The organism is Streptosporangium sp. NPDC002721 (genome assembly GCF_042888905.1).
Taxonomy (GTDB): Bacteria; Actinomycetota; Actinomycetes; order Streptosporangiales; family Streptosporangiaceae; genus Streptosporangium.
The window spans coordinates 163,886-186,433 of the sequence record NZ_JBIAQI010000019.1 but is presented as its reverse complement, the minus strand read 5'-3'; the positions used below and the strand labels follow the sequence as shown (position 1 = coordinate 186,433).

Sequence of the window (22,548 nt, the reverse complement as noted above, 5' to 3'; positions counted from 1 at the left end):
AAGGCTGTCAATCATGACTAATCTGGACATTCCAACAGTGAAGCTGGTCAACGGCGCGGACATCCCGCAGGTCGGCCTGGGCACCTGGCCCATGTCGGACGAGGAGGCGGAGGTCGCGGTCGCCGGCGCCGTCGAGATGGGCTACCGGCTGGTGGACACCGCCTACGCGTACCGCAACGAGGTCGGGGTGGGGCGCGGGCTGCGGGCGAGCGGCGTGCCGAGGGAGGAGCTGTTCGTCACCACCAAGCTGAACGGCGAGTGGCACGGGTACGACGCCGCGCAGGAGGCCTACCAGGCCAGCCTGGACCGGCTCGGGCTCGACTACGCCGACCTCTACCTGATCCACTGGCCGCTGCCGCGCAAGGACCGCTACGTGGAGGCGTGGAAGGGCATGGTCAAGCTGCTGAAGGACGGCCGCGTACGGGCGATCGGCGTGTCGAACTTCAAGCCGGCCCACATCGACCGGCTGCTGGCCGAGACCGGTGTGGTGCCCGACGTGAACCAGATCCAGCTCAACCCGTTCTTCACCCGTGACGAGACCCGCGCCTACGACGCCGGGCACGGGATCGCGACCCAGTCCTGGGGGCCCATCGGGCAGGGCGGCGACCTGCTGGAGCAGCCGGTCGTCACGGCCGCCGCCGAGCGGCACGGCAGGACCCCCGCACAGGTCGTGCTGCGCTGGCACATCGAGCTCGGCCTGATCACCGTGCCGAAGTCGTCCAGCCCCGAGCGGATGAGGGCCAACGCCGACATCTTCGGCTTCACCCTCACCCCCGAGGAGGTGGCGGAGCTGTCCTCCCTCGACCGGGGCGAGGCCGCCGCGACCGACTCCGACTCCGTCGGCCACTGACCCCACGGGGTTTCCCGCCCTCGCGCCTTCTCGCCTGAAGGCCGATTCGACCGCCGGCCGGGCGGCCGGCCCGCTCTCGCGCGCCGGCCGCCCGGCCGTTTCGGCATGTCCGGCACCTTGACGTGTCAGGCCGTCGCGACGCGGGACGCGGGGCGGTGACGGGCGCGTGACCACGGGAGTACGGGGGGTGAGCGGGGCTCTCGCGGGCACACCTGACCACGAGAATAATTCACAGTTAACCTATAGAGATAGTAGATTTAAGCGAGACCAGCCCACATGAGGCCATCGGCCAGCGGCAGAGGCGCACCGTCGGGGGGACTTTCGGATGCACATCACGGCCCGGAGCGACTACGCCATAAGGGCGATGCTGGTCATCGCCCTGAGCGATCCCGCCCCGGTCAAGTCGGAGACGATGGCCCAGGCGCAGGAGATTCCGGCGAGTTTCCTGCGCGGCATCCTGACCGACCTGCGCCGCGCCGACCTCGTCTTCGCCCAGCGGGGCCACGAGGGCGGCTTCACGCTCACCCGGCCGCCCGTCGACATCTCGGTCGGGGACGTCCTGCGCGCCGTCGCCGGCGAGCTGACCTCGGTGCGGGGGCTGCCGACCGGCGACGTGGCCTACTTCGGGGAGGCGGTGCGGCTGCGCACGGTGTGGCTGAACATCGAGACGTCGGTGAACGCCATCGTCGACACCGTCAGCCTGGCCGCCCTGCTGTCGCCGGTGGCCGAGGCGGGCAGGCGGCGCAGGGCCTGACGCCGGGCGTGGGATGAAGATTCCCATACCTTGAGACGCCTTGCTCGAAACGTGACTTGACGTCGCCTTGGCATTCAATCACGATAATTCCTATCAACAGAGTAGGAAAAACAGGAAGGGGGGCGTTGTGCGTGCGCTCATCCTCTTAGGCCTGGTCGGCTTCGCGGCACAGCTCGTCGACGGAAGCCTCGGCATGGCCTACGGTGTCACCTCGACGACGCTGCTCCTGGCCATCGGCACCAACCCCGCCGCCGCCTCGGCCACCGTCCACCTCGCCGAGATCGGCACGACCCTCGCCTCGGGCATCTCCCACTGGCGCTTCAACAACATCGACTGGAAGGTCGTCGCCAAGATCGGTATCCCCGGCGCCATCGGCGCTTTCGCGGGAGCCACCTTCCTGTCCGGCCTCTCCACCGAGGTCGCGGCACCGGTCATGTCGATCATCCTGCTCGCGCTGGGCCTTTACGTCCTGATCCGCTTCACGGCCTTCGGCCTCCCGCGCGGCAACCTGGGCAAGCCGCTGCGCAAGCGCTTCCTCGCGCCCCTCGGCCTGGTCGGCGGATTCGTCGACGCCACCGGCGGTGGCGGCTGGGGCCCGGTCGGCACCCCGGCGATCCTGGCCAGCGGGCGCCTGGCGCCGCGCAAGGTGATCGGTTCCATCGACGCCAGCGAGTTCCTGGTCGCCGTCGCAGCCAGCATCGGCTTCCTCTACGGCATCGGCTCCGAGAACATCAACTTCTCCTGGGTCGCCGTGCTGCTGATCGGCGGCGTCATCGCGGCCCCCATCGCCGCCTGGCTCGTCCGCCACATCCCGCCGCGCATCCTGGGCTCCGCCGTCGGCGGCGTCATCGTCCTGACCAACGTCAGGACCCTGCTGCGCAGCGACTGGGTCGACGCCTCCAGCGGCGTGCAGACCGTCGCCTACATCACCATCGCCGTCATCTGGGCCGCCGCCATCGCCTACTCGGTCCGCGAGTACCGCCGTGACCGCGACAACGAGACGGTCGAGGCGATCGAGGAGGAGGAGAGGCGTCGCGCCGCGGAGCAGGAGACGGCCGGCACCGCCAGCTGAGCCCGGCACGTCCTCCGGCACGTCCGGTTCGCCATACCCGAAGGCCCCTCTCGCCGCCGCGAGAGGGGCCTTCGTGCTGTGCCGCCCTTCGCGAGTCCCGTACGGGGGCGGCACGCGCCGTTCCCGTGACGGCGTGTCATGTACGCGTTCGCCGGGCGGTCACTTTCCGTTCGGGGCAGGCTTCTCGCCGTTACAGGGCTGTCTGTAATCGATTAACTACTTTATCGAAATATGGGTGCTTTTCATAACAAATGTCCAGAAAAGTGAACTTGTGAATCGAACGCGTAACGCGACTCCTGTTGACGTGGGCGGTCAGGAATCACCACATTGTCCTTTGGCAGATACGGTCGTCCGTTTCTCTCCTTGGTAGAGGACAAAAACCGCCGCCACCGCTGTCGCGTCCCCCTGAACCGTTCGAGTCAAGGAATCCACTTGGCACTCATGCCCTACGGCGGATCGCGGCTGCTCGCCGCCGCGGTCGCCCTGGCGGTACTCGCGGTGACCCCGCCGACGTACGCCACCACCAGGCTCGACACCATCCGGCTCGACCCCGCACCGGCCGCGGGAACACCCGCCCACGGCGCCGCGGCGGTCACCCGCACCATCACCCTGATCACCGGTGACAAGGTCACGGTCCGCTCCGGCGGCGCCGGGACCGGTACCACGGTGGTGCGGGGCCCCGACGGCGAACCCGTCGGCGCCCGCGTCACCACCGTGGGCACCGACACCTACGTCTATCCCGACAGCGCGACGCCCTACCTCTCCGCGGGGCTGCTCGACAGGCGGCTGTTCAACGTCACCCGCCTGCTGGCCGACGGCTACGACGACGCCAACGTCGACCACCTCCCGCTGATCGTCACCTACGCGGACGCCTCCGCCGCCCGCGCCGCGAAGTCGCTGCCCGAGGGCGCCACGAAGGTCCGTACCCTCAGCAGCATCAAGGGCGCGGCCGTCACCGAGGACCGCGACAAGGCCGCGAGCTTCTGGTCCGCGCTCACCGGCGGCCGGGCCACGGCGCCCGGCACCCGTGAAGGCGGGCGCGGGAACGCCGCGCCCGCCTTCACGGGTGGTGTCACGAAGGTCTGGCTGGACGGCAAGGTCAAGGTCGACCTGGCCGACACCGTCGCGCAGATCGGCGCCCCCGAGGTCTGGGCGGCGGGCAACACCGGCGAGGGCGTCGACGTCGCCGTCCTGGACACCGGCGTCGACGCGGGCCACCCCGACCTGGCCGGCCAGATCGAGTCCTCCGCCAGCTTCGTACCCGGAGAGGAGGTCACCGACCGGCACGGCCACGGCACCCACGTCGCCTCCACGATCGCCGGCACCGGCGCCGCCTCGGGCGGCAGGGAGAAGGGTGTCGCCCCCGGAGCCGAGCTGCACGTCGGCAAGGTCCTCAGCGACCAGGGACAGGGGCAGGACTCCTGGATCGTGGCCGGCATGGAGTGGGCCGCCAGGGACCGGAAGGCCAAGGTCGTCAGCATGAGCCTCGGCACCGACGCGCCCACCGACGGCACCGACCCGATGAGCCAGGCCGTCAACGCGCTCAGCGCCGAGACCGGTGCCCTGTTCACCATCGCGGCGGGCAACGCCGGACCCTCCGAGCGCACGGTGGGCGCCCCGGGCGCCGCCGACGCGGCCCTCACCATCGCGGCGGTGGACACCTCCGACCACCTCGCCGACTTCTCCAGCCGGGGCCCGAGGCTGGTCGACGGCGCGCTCAAGCCGGAGCTCAGCGCTCCCGGCGTCGGCGTGCTGGCGGCCCGGTCCCAGTACGCGCAGACGGGCGAGGGCCCGTACACGACCATGAGCGGCACCTCGATGGCCACCCCGCACGTCGCGGGCGCCGCCGCCCTCCTCGCCGCCGCGCACCCCGGCTGGACCGGCGGGCAGCTGAAGGACGCGCTGATGAGCACGTCCAAGGGCACCCCCGACCACACCGCCTACGAGGCCGGCACCGGCCGCCTGGACGCGCGGGCCGCCACCACCGCCACCCTGTTCGCCACCGGCAGCGCCTACCTGGGCATCCACCCGCTGGAGGAGGAGCAGGGCGGCAGGCCCGAGCGGCAGGTGACCTACACCAACACCTCCGGCGCCGAGGTCGTCCTCGACCTCGCGCTCAAGGTCGCCGGTGCCCCGGACGGCCTGTTCGCCCTGTCCGCCTCCCGGGTCGTCGTCCCGGCGGGCGGCACCGGCACCGTCACCATCACCGCCGACCTCGCCCGCGTGTCGGAGAAGAACGGCTACACCGGGTGGATCGAGGCGTCCGCGGGCGGCGGCCCGGTGCTCGCCCGCACCGTCGTCGGCGTCAGCACCGAGGACCAGCCCCGCCACCTCGTCATCAAGGCCAAGGACCGTGACGGCGCCCCGATGAGCGGCCAGATCAACCTCCTGCGCGAGGGCGACCCCGCCGACGGCTACTACAGCTTCCTCACCTTCACCGGAGAGGTGGACGTCCTGGTGCCCCAGGGCAGGTACTCGGTGTGGATGTGGGGCGAGGTGCGAGGCACGCACGGTCCCTCCTCGCTCGGTTTCGCGCTGCTCAACGAGCCCCTGGTCACCGTCGAGGACGACACCGTCGTGACCCTGGACGCCGCCACCGTGCGCGAGGCGAAGGCCGTCACGCCCCAGGAGAGCGCCGACGCCGAGACCCGCGTCGACTACCACCGCACGCTGGGCGACACGGCCTCCGTCGCCGACTCCTACACGCTCGGCACCGGGTACGACAGCGTCTGGATCCAGCCCACGAAGCGGGTGCGCGAGGGACGGCTGTCCATCGGCACGCGCTGGCGCAAGATCCAGCCGCTCCTCACCGTGAGCTCGGACGGGCAGGCGTACGACGACCTGTGGATCCAGCCGGGGGCCGGCCTCCTGCCCGAGGGCTCGTGGAACCTGCCCGCCGTCTTCGCGGGCGGGGGCCGCACGGCCGACTACGCCGGGCTGGACGTCAAGGGGAAGATCGCGGTCGTCCGCTACGGGGACACCGACGAGCAGGTGCCCGCCGCCGTGGCCGCCGGGGCGAAGCTGCTGCTGATCGTCAACGACGAGGTGGGACGGCTCCGCGAGCCGATCAGGAGGACGCCCCTGACCGTGGCGTCACTGACCAGGGACGAGGGCGAGCAGCTCATCTCCCGCCTCGGGAAGGGGGCGGTCCGGCTGCGCACGGTCTCCAGGCCCGACACCGGCTACCTCTACGACCTGGTCCGGCGCTGGGAGCAGTCCGTTCCCGGCGACCTGACCTACCGTCCCGCGCACCGCGACCTGGCGCGGGTCGACGTCGACTTCCGCAACGACCCGGCGGCCGAGGTGTTCGAGTACCGCTTCGACGTCGTCCCCGGCCTGAACACCAAGGTGGGCTACACGCTGCTGAGCAGGTCGAAGGGCGAGCGCACCGACTGGGTCACCCCGGGAGACTCCGTGCGCTGGACGTCCGAGGCGGAGGTCCCGCGGGCGACGTGGCAGTTCTCGGGGGAGAGGTCCTACCGGGCGGGGAGCACCACCGGCGAGCAGTGGTTCGGCCCGATCCAGCGCCCGAGGGTGAACGACTCCATCGCGCTCCCGGTCCGCGAGGGAAACACCCTCCGCGTCCAGGTGCCCGGCTGGGGCGACTCCGGCGCCGACCACGTCGGACTGTCCGGCATCGGCCAGATCGACCAGCTGACGTCGCTCCACCAGGGGGACACCCTCGTCGCCGAGACCCCCGGCTACGTCCTGGACGCCGAGGTCGGCCAGGCCAGGCTTCCGTACCGCCTCGTCACCACGACGGAACGCGACGCCGCGGTCTACCCGACCTCCACCACCACGCGGACCGTGTGGAACTTCACCTCGGCACCCTCCGGCTCCGCCGAGCCGGTCCGGCTGCCGCTGGTGCAGCTCGACTACGCCGTGGACACCGGCGCGGACGGCAGGGCCTCCCGCTCGGCCGCCCTCACCCTTCTCCCCTCGCACCTGCCGGGAGGGCCGAAGTCGTCCACGATCCGTTCGGGCGAGCTCCAGGTCTCCTACGACGACGGCGTCACCTGGCGCGCCGAGCGCCTGACCCGCACCGGCGACGGGTGGAGGGCCAGGCTGAACGCCCCGTCCCGCGCCCGGTACGTCAGCCTGCGGGCCGGCGCCGGGGACGAGAGGGGCAACACCGTCGAGCAGACGATCGTCCGAGCCTTCGAGCTGAAGTAGACCGGGCTTAACCGGACCGGGCTTAACCGGGCCGGGCCGAGTCGGACGCGAACGGCACCGTCCGTCACGGGTGAACGGCACCGCCCGCCCGTCAGGCGGGCGGTGCCGTTCGTCGCGGATGGCACCCCGTCAGGCGCGGGTGGTGCCACCCGTCAGGCGTGAGCGGCACCCCCGGTCAGACGTCAGGTGCGGGCGGTGCCGTTCGGCGGGCCGGAGCCCTCCGGGGGGCCGAAGTGCTCCGAAACGCGCTCGGCGGGGTAGGCGCCGCGCTCGGTCACGATCCTCGTCACCAGGTGCGGCGGGGTCGCGTCGAAGGCCGGGTAGTGGCCGGTCACGCCCTCGCCCGCGGTGCGCGTGCCCAGGACGTGCAGGACCTCGTCGCCGTCCCGCCGCTCGATGACGACGTCGTCGATCCCCCGAGCCCGTGGGTCGGGCGCCGGGATTATCACGTAGTACGGGACGTCGAAGGCGCGGGCGGCCAGCGCCACCCCGAGCGTGCCGACCTTGTTCACCACGTGCCCGTCCATCGTCACCCGGTCCGCCGCGGTCAGCGCCACGTCGGCGAGCCCGTCGGACAGCACCGAGGCCACCATCCCGTCGGTGATCAGGGTGGGCCGGTAGCCCATCTCCACCAGCGTCGGCGCGGTCAGCCGCGCCCCCTGCAGGTAGGGCCGGGTCTCGGTGCAGACGAACTCCAGCCGCTTGCCCGCCTCCTGCGCGGCCTCGACGGTCGCGATCAGGTAGGCGTCCGCCCAGCAGTGGGTGAGGACGCGGGCGCCGTCGTCGAGCAGCGCCGCCGCGTGCCTGCCCATCGCCGCGCTGCCGGCCAGGTAGGCGGCGTCGTGCCCGGCCGCCGCCCGGGTCACGGCCTCCACCAGCTCGTCCCCGTACGCCTCGGGCAGCGGCCCGTCCACAGTGGCGGCCAGGACGGCCTCCACGGCGTCGCGGATGTGGTTGTTCGTGGGCCGGGTCGCGATCAGCCGGTCGCCCGCCCCGCGCAGCCGCGCCGCCGCCCGGCCCGGCGGCTCGCGCCGCGCCTCGCGGGCGGCCAGCGTCATCCCGGCGGTCGCCGCGAACGAGGGGCCCGTGCTCTGCGTGACCATCCGCTCGATGGCCACCGCGACGTCCTCGCTGGTGGCACAGCGCACCCAGCGGTGCTCGAAGGGATAGACCCGGCGGTCGAGGATCTCCACGGCGTCCTCGGTGATCCGGACGGAGTCCGCGAGGACGGGGCGCCTGCCGGTCGTGCTCATGAGACCTCCAGCGGGGGAACGGGCGGCCGGCCGCACCGGGTGCTCTCCGGCGTCGCCGCCGGCACCGCGACCCGCGGTGCCTTGCGCATATGCCCCGTTTGGGAGGCCCGTACCTCCGGGTGGCGGGCCGCTCCTGGATAGCCCGCCCTCCGGAGGTACGAGGAATCAGGCGAGCTTCTCGCCGATCTCGGCGATCTGGGCGCGCTGCGCGGCGATCATCGTCTCCGCCAGCTGGATGGTGGGCCGGTGCCTGCCCAGCGCGATCACGACCTGGGCCATCTGGACGCCGCTGTTGAGGTGCTTGCCCAGCACGCTCAGCCACAGCCTGTCGAAGGCGGCGCCCGACCGTCTCTCCAGGGAGGAGATCTGGGTGGCGGACAGCATGCCCGGCATGTCGTGCACGGCCTTGTCGTTCTCCGCCGGCACCTCGACGTTCCACATCTGCAGCCAGTCGGACATCAGGTCGATGTCATGGGACTCCTGATCCTTGATCTTCGCGGCCAGGTCGCGCACGTAGGAGTTCTCGCTCCGGCCCTCCACCAGGCCGGCGAGCTGGATCGTCTGGCGGTGGTGGGGGATCATCTCCTGGGAGAAACGGACATCCGCGTCCGCCCGGTCTCCGGCCAGTCCCACCGCCTGGACGGGAGAGGCGTTCGTCGCGGCCGCTGATGAGCACCCGGTGACCAACATGGCGGAGACCAGCAAGGTGGCGGCCAAAGGCCGTCGTTTGCGCGATCGCCGGGTGCTCATCGAGATCACTGCCCCTTTCCTGCGGGTGGGAAGGATCATTCGTGCCGTTCCGCCCTGAGATACGCGGACCCCACCCAGGGGGTTCAGGGTCCGCCGGAATCGGGTGCCCAAAATTCGGACACCCGATTCCGGCCCGCACCGTGGGGCCCGGAGGAGCGACGGCCTCCGAGCGCGCCCCTCCGGAACAGCCGGGGACGTCGCGCGGCCCGGGGGAGCGGCGACCTCCCTGGCCCACTCCTCCGGAGGGACCGGGGACGTCGCGCGGTGGCCCGGCCGCCGGGTGGGTCAGCCGGGGACGTCGCGGTGGTCGGAGATGCTGTCGAGCCAGGCGCGGTGCAGGTCGGCGTAGCGGCCCGCCCGCCCGATGAGCTCGCCGGGCGGGCCGTCCTCCATGATCCTGCCGCCGTCCATCACCAGCACCCGGTCGGCGATCTCGACGGTCGACAGGCGGTGCGCGATGATGAGGGCAGTCCGGTTCGCGAGGACCGTCCGCATCGCCCGCTGCACCAGCCGCTCGCCGGCGACGTCCAGGCTGGACGTCGCCTCGTCGAGGATGAGCACCGCCGGGTCGGCCAGGAACGCCCTGGCGAACGCCACCAGCTGCCGTTGCCCGGCCGACAGCCGGCCGCCGTGCTTGCCGACCTGGGTGTCGTACCCCTCGGGAAGCGCGGAGACGAACGCGTCGGCGCCGATCGAGCGGGCCGCCGCCACCACGTCGGCCATGCTCGCGCCCGGCCGCCCGAACCTGATGTTGTCCGCCACCGACCCGCTGAACAGGAAGTTCTCCTGGGTGACCAGGACCACCGCCGCGTGCCGGGACTCCTCGCCGAGGTCGCGCAGGTCGATGCCGTCCAGCAGTACCCGGCCCGCCACCGGGTCGTAGAACCTGGAGACCAGCTTCGCCAGCGTGGTCTTACCCGCCCCGGTGGTGCCGACCAGCGCCAGGGTCTGCCCGGCGGGGACCGCCAGGTCCAGCCGGGGTATCACGGGGGTGCCGTCCAGGTAGGAGAACTCCACTCCCTGGAACTCGATCCTGCCGCGTGGCCGCTCCAGCGTCACCGGGTCGCCGGGTTCGGCCACCACGGGACGCTCCTGCAGCACCCCGGAGAGCTTCTCCAGCGCGGCCCCGGCGGACTGGAACGTGTTGTAGAACTGCGAGATCTCCTGCATCGGCTCGTAGAACTGGCGCAGGTAGAGCAGGAAGGCGGCGAGCACGCCCACCGTGACCTCGCCCTGGATCGCCAGCGTGCCCCCGTAGAGCAGGACGGCCGCGACCGTCACGTTCCCGATCAGCTTGACGCCCGGGGAGAAGATCGCGACCAGGTGCATGCTCCGCTTGTTGGCGTCGCGGTAGTCGGTGTTCAGCTGGGAGAAGATCTCCTGGTTGCGCGGCTCCCCGCGGAACGCCTGGACCGCGCGCATGCCGGCCATCGACTCCACGAAGTGCACGATCACCAGGGCCACGGTCTCCCGGGTCCTGCGGTAGATGATGCTCGACTGGCGCCGGAACCAGCCGGTGAACAGCATCAGGACCGGCAGCGGGAGCAGCGCGACCACGCCGAGGTGGACGTCCAGGACGAGCAGCAGGACCGCCGTGCCGACCAGGGTCAGTACGGCGGTGACGAGGTCGTCGAACCCCGACTGCAGCATCTCGGAGATGGCGTCGATGTCGGAGGTGAGCCGGGAGACGACCCGGCCCGAGGTGTAGTCCTCGTGGAACGACAGCGACAGCCTCTGGAAGTGCACGAACACCCGCCGCCGCAGCTCCAGCAGGATGCTCTGGCCGATGCGCCCGGCCATCCTGAGGAATATCCGCCGGGTCACCAGCTGGACGGCCGCCGCCGCCAGGATCGCCCCGACGACCGTCACCAGCGTCCGAGGTCCCTCGCCCGCCACCATCGGCGGGATGCCCGCGTCGATGCCCACCTTGACCAGGTAGGGGATGGCGAGCGAGGCGACGTTGCAGGTCACGATGATCGCGACGAGCAGGACGATCTCCCTGCGGTACGGGCGCAGCAGGTCGCCGAGCAGCCGCCTGGACCTGTCGCGCAGCAGGAAGGACACCCGCGCCGACAGCTCGTCCTGGTTCTCCGCCGCGACCCCCCGCCACTCCCGGGAGCCGCTCGACCCGTCCGAGCTGTTCGCGGCCTCGGCGCCGGAGGGGTCGGAAGGTTCGCCGGAAGGGCCGGAAGGACCTGAGGGTTCGGCGGACCTGGAAGGGCCGGTGGAAGGTTCGGTCACGCTCACAGCCGTGCCTCCTCTGCGTCCGGGTCGGCCGACAGCAGCGCGCGGTACTCGGGCACGCTCGCCATGAGCTCGTGGTGCTCGCCGACGTGCGCGATCGTGCCGTCCAGCAGCAGGGCCACCCTGTCGGCGAGAAGCACGGTGGAGGCCCGGTGGGCGACGACGATCCCGGTGGCCTCGCGCAGCACGTGCCGCAGCGCCTCCTCCACCAGGGCCTCGGTCTCGACGTCCAGGGCCGACAGCGTGTCGTCCAGCACGAGGATCCTGGGACGGCTGAGAACCGCGCGCGCCAGCGCGAGCCGCTGGCGCTGGCCGCCGGACAGGGACATGCCCTGCTCGCCGATCCTGGTCTCCAGCCCCCACGGCAGCGCGTGGACGAACCCGGCCTGGGCGATCCGCAGCGCCTGCTCGATCTCCTCCTCGCTCGCGTCGTGCCGTCCCAGCGTGAGGTTCTCCCTGACGCTCATCGAGAACAGCGTCGGCTCCTCGAAGGCCGTGGCGACCGTCGAGCGCAGCGTGGTCAGCGGCAGGTCGCGGACGTCGACCCCGTCGATCGTGACCCGGCCGGCGCCGACGTCGTACAGGCGGGGGACCAGGGAGGTCAGCGTGGTCTTGCCCGACCCCGTCGCGCCCACGACCGCCACCGTCTCTCCCGGCCGCACCTCCAGCCAGACGTCGTGGAGCACCGGCTCCCCGGCGCCGGGGAAGGTGAACCCCGCCCCCTCGAAGCGCAGGTGCCCCCGGGGTCGCTCGATCACGCCGGTGCCCCCGACGATCCCCGGTTCGGTGTCGAGCACCTCCATCACCCGGTCCGCCGCGGTCATCGCCTCCTGCCCCATCGTCATGATGAAACCGAGCGCGGAGATGGGCCAGACCAGCTGCAGCATCAGGGTGGCGAAGGCCACCAGCGTGCCCAGCGTCAGCGTGCCCGAGCCGACCGCCAGGGCGCCGAGCAGCAGCACGAGCGCGAGGGTGATGTTCGGGATCACCTCGAGGAAGGTGAAGAACCTGGCCGACAGCCGGACCTTCTCCATCGAGGTCCGGTAGACCTTCAGCGCTCCCTCCTCGAAGATCCCGGAGACGTACCGGCCCCGGCCGAACGCCTTGATCGTACGGATGCCCGCCGCCGACTCCTCGACGACCGTGGCGAGGTCGCCCTGCTCGTCCTGGACCCGGCGGGAGATGGTGATGTACGTGCGCTCGAAGCGCAGGGTGGTGACCATGATCGGCACCGCCGAGGCGACGACCAGCAGCCCGAGCGGCCAGTACATGTGGAGCAGCAGCCCGGTCACCGTCGCGATCTGGACGCTGGTCAGGACGAGGAAGAGCAGGCCGAAGCCGAGGAAGCGCCGGATCGTCGACAGGTCGGTCGTCGCCCGCGACAGCAGCTGGCCCGACTGCCAGGAGGAGTGGAAGCCCATCGGCAGCCGCTGCAGGTGGGCGTAGATGTCGTCGCGGATGCTGGTCTCCAGGCCCAGGACGGCGGCGGCGAGCAGCCACCGCCTCAGGAAGGTGAGCAGCGCCTCGACCACGCCCAGTCCCAGGGCGAGCAGCGCGAGGGGAGGCACGGCCCCGGTGTCGCCCCGGGCGACGGGGCCGTCGATGATCTCCTTGCCGATCAGCGGGACGGCGATGCCGATCGCGACCGCGGCGAAGGACACCACCCAGATGACGACCAGGCGGCCGACGTACGGGCGGAGGTAGGACTTCAGGCGCCACAGGGAGCCCGCTCCGGCGCGGCGAGAGGGAAGGGGCCGCGAGGCCGGGGACTCGGTGGCGGTGGCGGTGTGCGGATTGTTGTCTGCGTTGTCGTCTGAGTTCTTGTCCTTGCTGGCTGTGGTGGTTCCGGTATCGGGGGGCATCGGCAGGCGGCACGCTCCTCACGGTGTTCTGACCGGGTGAGAGCCGTCCGGGGCATGGCAGGCCGGAACGCCATCCCTCTCAGCCGGTCTCCCGTGCCACCGCCTCCGGTGGGCGCCCCGTCGGATCACCACCACCCGCGTGACACGGGTGACCCTTCAATTTCCGCACCCGGGTACGGCGTCGGCAACTGATTTGACGGTCCCCATGCTGTAACCACCGGGCCAGAGTGACCGTTGACCACGCCTTTTCCGCCGCTTCCCCGGGCGAACGGCTCGCGGCTCCACCGTCGCCGGGCGGCCTTCCGGCCGGCCGGTACGGGCGCTGGTCGGGCACCGGAATAGGGGGACTAAAATCCCCGATGGTGTTGAGCGCGAGGAGGCGGCCCCGATGGACCTGGAGACGTTGCGCGATGTTTCCGCGCTGAGCGACCCCGTCGAGCGCGCACGGGTCCTGAGCCGTCTCATCACCGACGAGCAGGGACTCGTCGCGGAGGCGGCGAAGATGCGTCGCCAGGCGATCGCCGAGGCCCGTGACGCCGGGATGAGCCTGGAGGACATAGGGACGCGCCTGGGCGTGTCCCCCGGCCGCATCTCCCAGATGAGAAAGGGACCGACGGCCCGCGTCCCCGAGGAATCCGGCGGCCGAGCTCCCGAGGAGTCCGGGGGCCGCGCCTCGGAGGAGTCTGAGGGCCGTGCTCCCGAGGAGTCCGGGGGCCGCGCCTCGGGGGAATCCGCGGTCCACGTCCCCGATGAGCCCGAGGTCCGCACCTCGGAGGAGTCCGGTGACCGTGCTCTCGAGGAGCCCGCAGCCCGTGACGCCGGGGGGGCGGCGGTTCGCGCGCCCAGGGTTCTGGTGCGGCGGGCGTTGCCGACCGATCCCGCCGTGCGGGCCTCCGCCTCCCTGTTCCTCGCCGAGGCGGAGAGGCAGGGCATCACGCCGGACCGCAGGATGCTCTACGTGGGCCCGGAGCCGGCCGGTGATCACGTGGCCGCCTGCCTGCGCGTCGAACCCGGCGCCGAGGTGATCGCCCGCCGGAAGATGATGACGGCGAACGGGATCCCGGTGCGCATCGCCACCAGCTACTTCCGGGCGGACCTGTTCGGGGGCACCCGCATCGCCGAGCCCGGGTTCGTCAGGCCGTCACTCCAGTCGGCCCTGGTCGCCCTCGGTCACACCTTCGGCCACGCCGAGGAGAACCTGACGGCCCGCCCGCCGACATCCTTCGAGTACGAGACCCTGGAGCTCGAACCGGGGGAGTGGGTCGTCCAGGTCCTCCGCGCGGGCTACTCGGACGTGGACGTGCCCGTCCACGTCCTGGAGACCATCTGCGCCGCGAACAGGCACGTCTTCCCGATCGGCCAGGTCTCCGGGCACGACGAGTTCTGACCGGCCCCCGGCCCGCCCGATCCGGTCACGGCAGGCAGGCGGGCCGGTCGGAGACGGAACGGTCGGAGACGGAACGGTCGGAGGTGGAACGGGCCCGGCCGCCCGCGCCATCCGCAGCTATCCGCGCTGTCGGGATGTCAGCCGCCTCGGCGGCGACCTGACACCGGGACGCGCCCACGCGGGGAGACGTTCCCCGCGCGGGAGAAAAGGGGAGGCCGTGGCGGGCGGCGCGGCTGTAGTGTCTGCCCCATGACATGGCGACATTGATCCTGAACGATCGGTCGGTCCGGCGCGAGCTGCCGTGGACCTCCGGAGATGCCGAGCATCCCGAGTCCGCACAGTTCCCGCGAGAAGGACCTCATGACCACTTCTTTTCACCGTGCGCCCGAGCGGCGTGCGAAGCGCTTGGCCGCGACGCTCTACGTCTATACCCTTCTAGATGAGTTCGTCCTGTTCTATCCGTTCTACGTGTTGTTGTTCGTCGACACGGGTCTGTCGACCGCCGAGATCTCCTCGCTCCTGGCGATCTGGTCGATCACCTCCGTCGCGCTGGAGGTTCCCTCGGGGGTGTGGGCCGACGCCGTCTCGCGGCGGGCGCTGCTCGCCCTGGCGCCGCTGCCGGCCGCCGTCGGTTTCGTCCTGTGGGTCGCGGCCCCCTCCTACTGGGCGTTCGCCGCGGGCTTCGTCCTGTGGGGTGCCGGTGGAGCGCTGCAGTCGGGCGCCCTGGAGGCGCTGGTATACACCGAACTCGACCGCCTGGGCGCGGCCGGTCGCTACGCCGCCGTCATGGGTCGCGCCCGCGCGATCGGCACGGGCGCCGTCGTGGTGTCCATGGCGGTGGCCACACCGGTGTTCACCCTGGGCGGCTACCCGCTGATCGCGGCCGGCAGCATCCTGGCCTGCGTGCTCGCCGCGGTGGCCGCGCTGGGCTTTCCCGAACATCGCGCACGCGCCGGGCAGGAAGCCGTACAGGAGCAGGAGGGCGAGGCGGAGCCGGTGGGCGGCTACGCCGCGATCCTGCGCGAGGGGCTGCGGGCGGCGCGCGCCGACCGGCCGACGCGCCGGGCGCTGCTGCTGGTACCGGCGGTGACGGCCGTGTGGGGCTCGCTGGAGGAGTACACCCCGCTGCTCGCGATCGGCACCGGCGTCGCCACGCACGTCGTGCCGCTCCTGGTGCTTCTGGTCTCCGCGGGAATCGCGGCCGGTGGCGTGCTCGCGGGCGCCGGGCGGAGCCTCACGGACCGGAAGTTCGCCGCGCTCCTCACGTTCGGGGCGCTGACGCTCGGCGCGGGCGCGCTCAGCGGGGTCGCGGCGGGGTTCGTCGCCCTCGCGGCGGCCTTCTGCGCCTTCCAGCTGGCGACCGTGCTGGCCGACGTACGGCTGCAGGAGAGCATCACGGGCCCGGCCCGCGCCACCGTGACCTCGCTGGCCGGGCTGGGCACCGAGCTGGCCGCCCTCCTCGTGTACGGCGGTTACGCCGCGGCCTCGGCGCTGACCGGCGACGCCGAGATCTTCACCGCCTTCGCGGTGCCGTACGCCGTCCTCGCCCTGGTCCTGTTCCTCGGCGGGTCCCGCTCGCGAAGGCGCGCGACCGCCCGGACCTCACCCGGTGGTCCGTAAGGTCCCGGGCGGGGGTCAGCGCTTGGTGAAGCGGGGCAGGCCCAGCTCGGCGAAGACCGGGCGGTGGTCGGTGTCCGGGAGGCGGTGGACGCCGAAGCTCCTGATCGCCATGCGCGAGTCGGCGAGCACGTGGTCGATCGTCACCCCGGGGACCGGTTCCCAGCCCTGCTGCGGCCAGGTGGGCGTCAGGCCGTGCCCGGTGACGTCGGCCGCGTCGCGGTAGCCGCTGTCGAGCAGGTCGCGCACCAGCCAGTGGTCGAGGGTGGCGTTGAAGTCACCCGCGAGCACCCGCAGCTGCCCGCCCGCCCTGGGCAGCGCCCGCAGTCCCTCGTCCCAGCAGGGGATCTTCTCGCCGTACCGGGGCGCGCAGGGGTGGACCGAGACGACCTCGATCTCGTGGCCGCTCGGGTGCTTGATCACCCCTCGGGCCTGCCGGAACCTGCCCAGCGCGATCAGCGGTTTCTCGGTGATGGGATGCCTGGAGTAGACGCCCGAGCCGTGCACCCCGTCGACCGCGCGGTCCACGACGTGGGGCATGCGCTCGCGCAACCCGGCCGCCTCCAGGCGGTCGCGGGCGGCCGGGGTGACCTCCTGCAGGGCCAGCACGTCCGGGTCGAGGGAGCGCACGAGCCTCATCAGGACGTCGGTGTCGCCCGCGCCGACGGCGAGGTTCGCGGCGAGCACCCGCAGCCGCCCCCCGTCGGACGCGGGCTGGTGACCGTCGCCGAAGTAGCGGGGGAGCACGGCCGTCGCGAGCACCGCGCCCGTGACCAGGGCGAGGGCCGCGGCCGCCCAGCGGCGCAGCCCCAGGGCGAGGAGGATCGGGATCACCGAGGCCGCCGCCACGTACGGCGTGAACGCCACCAGGGCGACCCACTGCCAGACCGGGGTCCACCCGCCGGCCCTGAGCACCGCCCAGGCCGCGAACGGCAGCACCGCCAGCCAGACCAGCAGGCTCACCCATCTCGATCTGATCATGCATCGGGAGCGTAACGGGCTTCTGTGCAGATTCGGTGGAGATTGGCGCTTTTATTCACGCAGCCGGCCGCGCTGACGATCACGTGGAGGGCGGGGTCAGTGACCCCGGGTGAGGTCGTACGCCTGGGCGACGAGCTCGTAGGAGCGGATCCGCTCGGCCGGGTCGTGGACCATCGTGGTGATCATCAACTCGTCGGCCTCGGTGCGCTTGCGGAGCTCCTCCAGCCCCTGCCGCACCCCGGGGGCGTCCCCGAGCACCAGCTTGGACAGGTAGTCGTCGAGGAAGTCGCGCTCGATCGGGCTGTAGGGGTAGCTCTCGGCCTCCTCGGGCGTGGGGATCGGCTGCGGTGCCCCGCGCCGCAGCCGCAGCATGGACAGCCCGCCGGAACGGGCCAGGCTCAGCGCCCGCTCGGGGGTGTCGGCGGCGATCGCGGAGACGCCGATCATCGCGTACGGCCGGTCGAGGACGGCGGAGGGCTCGAAGGACGACCGGTACAGCTCCAGGGCCGGGATGGTGTTGTTCCCGCTGAAGTGGTGCGCGAAGGCGAACGGCAGACCGAGCATCCCGGCGAGCTGGGCGCTGAAGCCGCTGGAGCCGAGCAGCCAGATCGGCGGGCGGCCCGACTCCGACCGGGGCACGGCGACGACCCGCTCCAGCGGGTGGCCCTTCGGGAACGCGCCGTCCAGGAAGGCCGTCAGCTCGGCCAGCTGCTCGGGGAAGTCGTCGGCGTCCAGGCCGTGCCGCCCGCGCAGCGCCCTCGCCGTGGCGGGGTCGGTGCCCGGGGCCCGGCCGAGCCCGAGGTCGATGCGGCCCGGGTGCAGCGCCTGCAGGGTGCCGAACTGCTCGGCGATGACCAGCGGGGCGTGGTTGGGCAGCATGACGCCGCCGGAGCCCAGCCGGATGGTCCTGGTCGCGGCGGCCAGATGGGCGATCAGCACGGCGGGCGAGGAACTGGCCACGGACGGCATGCCGTGGTGCTCGGCGACCCAGATCCGGTGGTATCCCCACTCCTCCGCGCGCCTGGCCAGCTCGGTGCTCGCCTCCAGGGTCTCGGTGGGCGTCACCCCGGAACCGACGGTCGCCAGTTCCAGGATCGACAGGGGCACCTCGGAAGAGCCGCGGACCGTCCCGCGGATGTCGTCATCAGCCATGTAGGCGGCAACCAGGTGAAGCGGGGGTTTATTTCTGCCTGCCGTTCGATATCGATCTTGCTTGGATGACAAGTCTGAGTCACGATTTGTCATGAAACTTGAAAACCGCACAGCCCACGGGCACGCTTCCCCACCCCCCTCCGGAGGCCGCTTTGCGTTTCCCCGCCCGTCCCCTCACCCGCTTATCCACTCGTCTCGCCCTCGTGGCCGCGCTGGTCGCGTCCATGGTCGTCCCGATCACCGGCGCCCCCGCCCACGCGAGCGCCTCCACCCTGACCGGCCACACCTTCGGCGGCGTCCACAACGCCTACGAGAAAGCGGCCTACCCCTACCTGATCGACGCGCTCGACGCCGGTAACCGGATGATCGAGATCGACCTGTGGACCTTCTTCGGCCAGTGGACCGTGAGCCACTCCAACCCGTTCGGCAACGACAACAACTGCGAGCAGGGCGCGACCGTCGGAGAGCTGCGCGACTCCTCCCGCAACCAGCCGTTCAACCGCTGCCTGGACAACATCAAGGCGTGGCACGAGGCCAACCCCGCCCACGAGCTTCTCGTCGTCAAGCTGGAGATGAAGGACGGGTTCCACGACAACAGGGGCAAGGGGCCCGACGAGCTCGACACCGTCCTGCGCGACCGGTTCGCCGGGGCGATGATCACGCCGTCCACGCTCCGGGGCGGCCACCCCACCCCCGACGCGGCGGCCAGGGCCGGTGCCTGGCCGTCCGACACGCGCGGCAAGATCCTGGTCTACGTCATCAGGGGCACCGTCGAGAACGACAGCCTGCCCACCGAGCTGGAGTACGCCCGCCACCTGCGCGACCACCCCGCGGACGCGCAGGTGTTCCCGGTTCCCCAGGGGGCGTACGGCGCCGGCGACCCGCGCCAGAGCTACGAGGAGTCGCTGCGTCCCTGGTTCGTGGTCTTCGACGGCGCCGCGACGAGCTTCGCCGGGCTGTCGGCGGCGGCGCGGGCGTTCTACGGCGACTACTTCACCACCGTCACCGGCGCCCACGGCGTCGCCCCCGCCCTGGACACCTACAACCCGACCCCGCAGCAGGCCCTCGACCGGACCCGGCAGCTCGGCTGCCTGGGCGCGACCGTCGTCTCCAGCGACTGGCGTACCGTCCCCGGCTGGCAGGGCCCGCACGACCGCGCCACCTGCTAAGGCCTGTCTGACAATTCGGAGTGGTGGAGCCGGAGCATGATGGACACCAGGGTGACGCCTGCGAGACAAAGGAACAACCCCACGGTTCCCTGAGCCCCCCATCGTCGCCGAGGAGTCGCGTGCCGGCCCCGTTCGAGGATGGCCCGGTCCGGCGCTGGGCGCCGCCTTGGCAGAGGGCGCCCGCTCATGCGGGGGGCAGTGACTCCTCGGCCGGCGACGCGGTCTTGGGGGCGCCGGCCAGGACGGCTTGCACAGCTGGAGTGATGAGCTCGACGAGCGCTTCGGGGTCCACGTCGACGAGTGTCGGCACCCGCACCAGCCGCCGTCCGACGATCACGCCGACGAGCATCGAGGAGGCCAGCCCCACCCGGATCCGAGTCGCCGGATCGTCGTGCAGGTCTGGCCGCACCTCGGTCAGCAGGCGCGCCTGGATGAACTCGCTCAGCTGCGACGCTGCCTGCTCATTCGTGATCGCGCCACGAAGCATGGCCAGCAGCGGCTCCGAATCGCTCGAGTCGCCGTCCCATATTTGAAGGAACGCCCGGGTCACGCGCTCCCCGATCCGGTCTTCTGGCCCACTGAACGCGCCCGCGAAGCGGGCAAGGGCGGCCGGGGTGATCGACATCACCGCGGCGAACAACTGGTCCTTGGAACGGAAGAACTGCATCACCAGGGAAGCGTCAACGCCGGCGTCCGCGGCGATCTCCCGGATCGTCGTACCGGTGTAGCCGTCTCGGGCGAATCGGGCGCGGGCGGCTGCCAGGACCGCTTGCCGCGTGGCGTTGGAACCCGGCCTTCGGCCTCGCCGCGGCCGGTCGAGGTGTGCAGAAGCATCAGCGGAGGACACATCGGGATCCTATCCGACACCCGCCAGATATAAACAGCTGTTGATATATTCCGGTTTGGCGCCTACGGTGAGCGAAACGATGAAAACAGCTCGGGAAGGACTCCGTATGTCCAGGTCAGAGATGATGTTCGTGCCATCACGCCCGCTGGAGCCGGGCGACAGGTACGGCGTGCTGAGTGACTTCGCGCCCGGCACTCGCACCTTGCCGGCGGGCTTTCGGATTGCGCCGCCGTTCAAAGCCCTGCCCGTCGACGTCGTGCTCGACAAGGACATCGCGGTCACCCTGCGCGATGGCGTGACCATCTACGTCGATGTGTTCCGGCCGGTCGGCAGCGAGAAGGTGCCGGTCATCGTGGCATGGAGCCCGTACGGCAAGGGCCAGGGCGGCTCCCGCAGCGCGATGGGCGTGTTCGGGCTGGTCGGCCTCGACAACGCCATCGTGTCGGGCCTGGAGAAGTTCGAGGGACCCGACCCGGCCTACTGGTGCGCCCAGGGGTACGCGATCTGTCATCCGGACGCTCGTGGGACCGCCAACTCCGAGGGCGACAGCGTCCTGTGGGATCGCCAGGAAGGCCGCGACTGCCACGACCTGATCGAGTGGCTGGGCGTCCAGGACTGGTGCAACGGCAAGGTCGCGATGAGCGGCACGTCGTATCTGGCCGCCTCGCAGTGGTTCACCGCGGCCGAGCAGCCTTCGCACCTGGCCGCGATCAACCCCTGGGAAGGCGTCAGCGACACCTACCGCGACCTGGTGCTGCGCGGCGGCATGCCCGACACCGGCTTCGCCGAACTACTCCAGGAAGGGTCGTTTTTGGGCAAGGGCCGCAAAGAAGACATCCTCGCCGAGGTTGAGCGCTACCCGCTGATGAACGACCTGTGGGCGAACAAGATCCCGCGCTTCGACCGGATCACCGTGCCGGCCTACGTAGTGGCCAGCTACTCCAACACCCTGCACACGGTGGGCACCTTCCGTGCCTGGCGACGGATGGCCTCGCAGGACAAGTGGCTGCGCATCCACAACGGCCAGGAGTGGCCCGACTACTACGACGAGGCCAACAGGGAGGATCTGCGCCGCTTCTTCGACCACTTCCTGAAGGGCCAGGACAACGGCTGGGAGCAGACCCCGCGTGTTCGCTATGCCGTACTCGACCTCGAAGGCGACGCCCGGGTCAACGAGCCCGCCGACCGGTTCCCGCCGCAGGGGGTCACCTCCACCAAGTACTACCTCGACGGCCGCTCACGTACCCTGCGGGCGCAAGCACCCGCGGACGAGGTGACGGTGGCCTACAACGCGCAGGCCAACCCGGGCCTGGTGTCCTTCACCGTCCGCTTCGACGAGGAGACCGTGCTGGTCGGCTATCCCAAAGCACGGCTCTGGGTCGAGGCGAAGGGCGCCGACGACATGGACCTGTTCGTCTTCGTCCAGAAGCTGGACGCCCACGGGACGCCACTGCAGGAGTTCACCGTCCCCAACCAGGGCGCCATGATGCAGGACCTCACCGAACGAGGCTCGACGATCCTGCGCTACAAGGGAGCCGACGGCCGCCTGCGCGTGTCGATGCGGCACCTGGACCAGACGCTGTCGAGTGACGACATCCCGAACCACACCTTCGACCGGGTCGAGAAGCTGCGGCCGGGCCAGGTCGCGGAGATCGAGGTCGAGCTCTCCCCGCTCGGCCTGGCCTTCCGCCCCGGCCAGCAGCTCCGGCTCATCGTCAGCGCCCAGAACCTGTTCGGCCCGATGATGCCCGGAGTCCGTGACTACATCCCGCACAACAGCGGACAGCACGTCATCCACACCGGCGGATCGCGTGCCTCCTACCTTCAGCTACCCGTCCAGATGGTGTGAGCGTCGATGTCCTGGAGTCGATCCCGACGGCCCGGCCCCCGGGGCGTCCCCTGACCACCCTTCGGCCGTACGGCCGGGCCCTGGATGGCCAGCGCGGCCAGCACGTTGCCGTGGCCGTCGTGGACCGGGACGGCCACGGCCCGCACGCCGGGGACGCGTTCCTCGAAGTTGACGGCCGTACCCCGGGCGCGGATGCGGTCGAGCTCGGTCTCCAGCCCGGCGCGGGTGGTGATCGTGGTGTCGGTGTAGCGGGCGAAGCCTTGATGTCGCTCGACCCGCCGCTGCTGTCGTTCGGCATCTCGGTCGGCTCGTCGAGCTGGCCCGCGATCCGCGACGCGGACGGGTTCGTGGTCCACATCCTCGCCGGGGACCAGCGGGACGTGGCGGAGCCGTTCGCCACGAAGGGCGCCGACAGGTTCGCCGACCGGGACCGCTGGGAATCCCTCCCGGGAGGGGAGCCGCTGCTGTACGGGACCGCCGCGTGGCTGCTCTGCCGCCCCCAGGAGCGGTTCATCGCGGGAGACCACCGGCTGGTCGTCGGCCGGGTCGTGGAGGGGCACACCGATCCCGCCCACCCCCGCCGCTGTA

Annotated in this window: 17 protein-coding genes and 1 pseudogene; 10 read left to right on the top strand and 8 right to left on the bottom strand. The window is 71.3% G+C overall.

Going from position 1 to position 22,548, the window contains the following annotated elements; translation table 11 throughout:
• Positions 1–13 precede the first annotated feature (13 nt).
• The 4 genes from ACFYWM_RS27170 to ACFYWM_RS27155 all read left to right on the top strand — a co-directional run bounded on the left by ACFYWM_RS27170 (position 14) and on the right by ACFYWM_RS27155 (position 6,849).
• Positions 14–850: an aldo/keto reductase gene (locus tag ACFYWM_RS27170; RefSeq protein ID WP_389918775.1), complete on the top strand. Its 837-nt coding sequence runs from the start codon at positions 14–16 to the stop codon at positions 848–850.
• Positions 851–1,175: 325 nt separating this feature from the next.
• On the top strand, positions 1,176–1,604 hold the full coding sequence (locus ACFYWM_RS27165) for an RrF2 family transcriptional regulator (protein ID WP_389918772.1): 429 nt from the start codon (positions 1,176–1,178) through the stop codon (positions 1,602–1,604).
• A 127-nt stretch (positions 1,605–1,731) separates the two neighbouring features.
• Positions 1,732–2,676: a sulfite exporter TauE/SafE family protein gene (locus tag ACFYWM_RS27160; RefSeq protein ID WP_389918769.1), complete on the top strand. Its 945-nt coding sequence runs from the start codon at positions 1,732–1,734 to the stop codon at positions 2,674–2,676.
• 441 nt (positions 2,677–3,117) lie between these two features.
• Positions 3,118–6,849: a S8 family serine peptidase gene (locus ACFYWM_RS27155; RefSeq protein WP_389918893.1), complete on the top strand. Its 3,732-nt coding sequence runs from the start codon at positions 3,118–3,120 to the stop codon at positions 6,847–6,849.
• 182 nt (positions 6,850–7,031) lie between these two features.
• Here ACFYWM_RS27155 and ACFYWM_RS27150 read toward each other — a convergent pair whose 3' ends face one another.
• Both ACFYWM_RS27150 and ACFYWM_RS27145 read right to left on the bottom strand, forming a co-directional pair.
• Positions 7,032–8,102 carry a hypothetical protein gene (locus ACFYWM_RS27150; RefSeq protein ID WP_389918767.1) on the bottom strand — a complete coding sequence of 357 codons (1,071 nt, stop codon included), beginning with the start codon at positions 8,100–8,102 and terminating at the stop codon, positions 7,032–7,034.
• A 165-nt stretch (positions 8,103–8,267) separates the two neighbouring features.
• Entirely contained in the window at positions 8,268–8,735 is a 468-nt protein-coding gene (locus ACFYWM_RS27145) for a DUF305 domain-containing protein (RefSeq protein WP_389918764.1), read from the bottom strand.
• 46 nt (positions 8,736–8,781) lie between these two features.
• Between ACFYWM_RS27145 and ACFYWM_RS27140 the strand changes: the two genes are divergently transcribed.
• Positions 8,782–8,910 carry a hypothetical protein gene (locus ACFYWM_RS27140; protein ID WP_389918762.1) on the top strand — a complete coding sequence of 43 codons (129 nt, stop codon included), beginning with the start codon at positions 8,782–8,784 and terminating at the stop codon, positions 8,908–8,910.
• A 227-nt stretch (positions 8,911–9,137) separates the two neighbouring features.
• Here the strand turns inward: ACFYWM_RS27140 and ACFYWM_RS27135 are convergent, their stop codons facing one another.
• Both ACFYWM_RS27135 and ACFYWM_RS27130 read right to left on the bottom strand, forming a co-directional pair.
• Positions 9,138–11,093 (bottom strand): ABC transporter ATP-binding protein, encoded by a 1,956-nt coding sequence (locus tag ACFYWM_RS27135; RefSeq protein ID WP_389918759.1) that lies wholly within the window; start codon positions 11,091–11,093, stop codon positions 9,138–9,140.
• A gap of 2 nt (positions 11,094–11,095) precedes the next feature.
• Entirely contained in the window at positions 11,096–12,958 is a 1,863-nt protein-coding gene (locus tag ACFYWM_RS27130) for an ABC transporter ATP-binding protein (RefSeq protein ID WP_389918755.1), read from the bottom strand.
• A gap of 388 nt (positions 12,959–13,346) precedes the next feature.
• On the opposite strand from ACFYWM_RS27130, the gene ACFYWM_RS27125 reads away from it, so the two are divergent.
• On the top strand, positions 13,347–14,345 hold the full coding sequence (locus ACFYWM_RS27125) for a UTRA domain-containing protein (protein ID WP_389918752.1): 999 nt from the start codon (positions 13,347–13,349) through the stop codon (positions 14,343–14,345).
• Between the two features lie 360 nt (positions 14,346–14,705).
• On the top strand, positions 14,706–15,965 hold the full coding sequence (locus ACFYWM_RS27120; protein ID WP_389918749.1) for an MFS transporter: 1,260 nt from the start codon (positions 14,706–14,708) through the stop codon (positions 15,963–15,965).
• Between the two features lie 15 nt (positions 15,966–15,980).
• Here ACFYWM_RS27120 and ACFYWM_RS27115 read toward each other — a convergent pair whose 3' ends face one another.
• Complete coding sequence (locus ACFYWM_RS27115) at positions 15,981–16,943, bottom strand: endonuclease/exonuclease/phosphatase family protein (RefSeq protein ID WP_389918746.1); 963 nt, start codon at positions 16,941–16,943, stop codon at positions 15,981–15,983.
• 96 nt (positions 16,944–17,039) lie between these two features.
• Positions 17,040–18,095, bottom strand: coding sequence for an LLM class flavin-dependent oxidoreductase (locus ACFYWM_RS27110; protein ID WP_389918743.1), 1,056 nt, complete (start codon positions 18,093–18,095; stop codon positions 17,040–17,042).
• Between the two features lie 203 nt (positions 18,096–18,298).
• On the opposite strand from ACFYWM_RS27110, the gene ACFYWM_RS27105 reads away from it, so the two are divergent.
• Positions 18,299–19,264: a Ca2+-dependent phosphoinositide-specific phospholipase C gene (locus ACFYWM_RS27105; RefSeq protein WP_389918740.1), complete on the top strand. Its 966-nt coding sequence runs from the start codon at positions 18,299–18,301 to the stop codon at positions 19,262–19,264.
• Between the two features lie 184 nt (positions 19,265–19,448).
• Here the strand turns inward: ACFYWM_RS27105 and ACFYWM_RS27100 are convergent, their stop codons facing one another.
• Positions 19,449–20,111, bottom strand: a complete 663-nt coding sequence (locus ACFYWM_RS27100; RefSeq protein ID WP_389918737.1) for a TetR family transcriptional regulator — start codon at positions 20,109–20,111, stop codon at positions 19,449–19,451.
• 106 nt (positions 20,112–20,217) lie between these two features.
• Between ACFYWM_RS27100 and ACFYWM_RS27095 the strand changes: the two genes are divergently transcribed.
• Entirely contained in the window at positions 20,218–21,960 is a 1,743-nt protein-coding gene (locus ACFYWM_RS27095) for a CocE/NonD family hydrolase (RefSeq protein WP_389918734.1), read from the top strand.
• On the opposite strand, the gene ACFYWM_RS27090 is transcribed toward ACFYWM_RS27095, so the two are convergent.
• A complete protein-coding gene (locus ACFYWM_RS27090) occupies positions 21,936–22,316 on the bottom strand; it encodes an IclR family transcriptional regulator C-terminal domain-containing protein (RefSeq protein WP_389918891.1) in 381 nt (126 codons plus the stop codon). The two genes, ACFYWM_RS27095 and ACFYWM_RS27090, sit on opposite strands and share 25 nt — an antisense overlap.
• Here ACFYWM_RS27090 and ACFYWM_RS27085 point away from each other — a divergent pair.
• A pseudogene (locus tag ACFYWM_RS27085) lies at positions 22,224–22,472 on the top strand (flavin reductase family protein); the annotation flags it as partial. The gene ACFYWM_RS27090 and the pseudogene ACFYWM_RS27085 overlap by 93 nt on opposite strands.
• Positions 22,473–22,548: the final 76 nt, after the last annotated feature.